This window comes from Steroidobacter sp., assembly GCF_016790065.1.
Taxonomy (GTDB): Bacteria; Pseudomonadota; Gammaproteobacteria; order Steroidobacterales; family Steroidobacteraceae; genus Steroidobacter.
The window spans coordinates 1-2,429 of record NZ_JAEUPY010000217.1; the positions used below are offsets into that span (position 1 = coordinate 1).

The window sequence follows — 2,429 nt, forward strand, 5'->3', positions numbered from 1 at the left end:
CCCCGAGACCATCTCAGTCCTGCCCGGCCTGACTCCGACCATCGAGTCCAGCGACGCCGATGCGCGCCGCCGCCGTGATGCAGATGCCGACAGTGCCGCTGATCCAGCACAACAACTGCGTGCTTTCGCCCAGTGGGCAGGAGTGAATGCGGCCGACCTCTCTCTCGACAAGCCGTTCCCGCTCGAACTCCTGAAACCCAGTGATCCGATCTTTGGCTCGGTGGGCTTCGACAACGCGACCCGGCTGTACCTCAAGCACAACCAGCACCGCACGGTACGCGAACTGCTCAAAGACGGAGCCGGGAACGGCCGAGGTGGCCATCGCAGTATCGTCGGCACACCGGATCAGATCGCCGACAACATCGAAGAGTGGTTCCGCAGCGGCGCCGCCGACGGCTTCATCCTATCGCTGAACCGCGCGCCCGGCGGTTTGGAAGATTTCATCGAGCACGTCGTGCCGCTGTTACAGCGCAAAGGAATATTCCGCACGCAGTACCAGGAGGAAACGGTGCGCGAGCGGTTCAACGCTCACGCCCGCCGGCGTGCCGCCGCGTAGACGCCGAGTTGACTTACTTCGATCGAAGTCCGAGACGTTCGCGGAGCGTGGTCTCCGCGTACTCGCGGCGGAACAGATTCCTCTTCTGAAGCAGTGGTACGACCTCGTCGATGAAAATTCGCAGCTCTGCCGTGTTACCGCTGGGCATGAGGATGAAACCGTCCGATGCGCCGCTGCGGAACCACTCTTCGATGTTGTCGGCGATCTGTTCTGGAGTGCCGACCAGGCGTCGGTGGTTGGTGGCGGAGTGATGTATTCCGTCGGCCAGCAACTCACGGACCGGGCGAGAACGGTTGTGCTTTAGATAATTGCGGATCGAGTCGTCGAAGCCCACCGAGCCGAAGATAGGATCGCTGGGCTTGAGCAGGTCGACGGGGAAGGTTCCGTCCAGATCGAGATTCTCCGCGGCAACGCCAGCCCAGCGCGCGAACCGCTGCAGCTCGGTTGCGAGTTCCTCCTCCGATACAGACCTGCGTCGTGCCTCGGCCTGAGTGGAACCGATCACTGTGGCGAGGCCGGGTAGTACTGCGATGCTGCCGGGCGTGCGTCCATGCTTTGCGGCCAGCGTCTTGAGCTTGCCGTAGTAATCGCGCGCGGGCTCGATGAGCAGCGTCGAACTGAAGACGGCGTCTGCGTACTTGGCAGCCAACTCCATCCCTTCATCCGATCCGCCAGCCTGGGTGATCACCGTGCGCGTGTCAGGGAAGGACGGAATCTGCAGCGGGCCTGCGACCCTGAAATGCTCCCCGACATAGTCGATGGGCTTGATGTGCGCACGCTCGTAAGTGACCGTCGCATCGGGATGCCGGACGACCGATCCTTCCTGCCAGCTATCCCACAAGGCGTTGACGATTTCGATCGCTTCGGCAGCGTGGGCATAGCGTGTGCGGCGATCCGGCAGCGGATCGAAACCGTAGTTGAGCCCCTCCGGCTTGTTGCGCGTCGTCACGACGTTCCAGCCCATCCGGCCGTGGCTCAGGTGTTCCAGCGAAGCGAAGGAACGCGCGATCGAGTACGGGTGATGCAGCGTGACCGAGACGGTGCCGACCAGTCCGACCTTACTCGTCGCCTGAGCCATGAGTGTCAGAGCGACGAGAGGATCGAAGCCGCCACCCACCGGGCCTTCGGCGCGCAGGAAAGAAACATTCGGCAGGAACACCGCGTCGAAGAGTCCAGTCTCAGCGAGGCGAGCGGTCTCGACGAACTCCTCGACGTCGAAGGCGCCGTAGCGGTTGAGGTTCCCCGAACCAGTGTTAACGGCAAGATGCAGAGTGCGCTCGGCCATGAGGGTGCCTTAGAAGAACGTGCGTGGCAGCTGCCCGTTGTTGACCAGCACATCGCCAATGACGCGCGCCTTGTAGACGGTCGGGTTGTGAGAGAACAGCGTGCGCATGTTCAGCCAGTGCCGGTGCAGGTGCACTGATTCGCGAACCCAGGAAGCACCGCCCGCGTTATATGCCTCACCTGCTGCGCGCAGAGCGATCGGCTCGACAGCAACTTTCACCTTGGCGACGGCAATCCGAGCAGCCGTTTCCAGCGCTTCGTTGACTTCACCATCGTGGTCACGCACGTAGTCAGCGGAACGATCCATCGCGTCGGCAGCAGCGAGCACCGCTGCTTCGACGATGAAGGCCGAGCTCGCCAAATCCCCGACCACAGCCAGCAACTGCGGATCGTGCCGCGACTCGGGCGTATTACCCCAGGAGTAAGCACGCTTGCGATCACGAAGTAGATCCGCGGTCTGCGTAGTCAGTGAGCGCAGAATTCCGGCGGCAATCGCGTGAAGCAGCAAGTGCGCTCCACCTTGTCCTGCCACGGCACGCGGCGGGCCGTCGTCTATCTCGGCACGAGTGTTCTCACCAACTTCGTCGGG

At 62.6% G+C, this 2,429-nt stretch carries 1 protein-coding gene and 2 pseudogenes; 1 reads left to right on the forward strand and 2 read right to left on the reverse strand.

Annotation, left to right across the window (positions count from 1 at the left end):
- A pseudogene (locus tag JNL55_RS09280) lies at positions 1 to 556 on the forward strand (LLM class flavin-dependent oxidoreductase); the annotation flags it as partial.
- A 13-nt stretch (positions 557 to 569) separates the two neighbouring features.
- On the opposite strand, the gene JNL55_RS09285 reads toward JNL55_RS09280, so the two are convergent.
- Together JNL55_RS09285 and JNL55_RS09290 are read right to left on the reverse strand one after the other, a co-directional pair.
- Positions 570 to 1,841 carry an NtaA/DmoA family FMN-dependent monooxygenase gene (locus JNL55_RS09285; RefSeq protein ID WP_293852325.1) on the reverse strand — a complete coding sequence of 424 codons (1,272 nt, stop codon included), beginning with the start codon at positions 1,839 to 1,841 and terminating at the stop codon, positions 570 to 572.
- A 9-nt stretch (positions 1,842 to 1,850) separates the two neighbouring features.
- Positions 1,851 to 2,429, reverse strand: a pseudogene (locus JNL55_RS09290) (acyl-CoA dehydrogenase); the annotation flags it as partial.

Excerpts from the sequence above, each read along its gene's own strand:
- JNL55_RS09285 (WP_293852325.1), bottom strand. The coding sequence starts at position 1,841 with ATGGCCGAGCGCACTCTGCATCTTGCCGTTAACACTGGTTCGGGGAAC.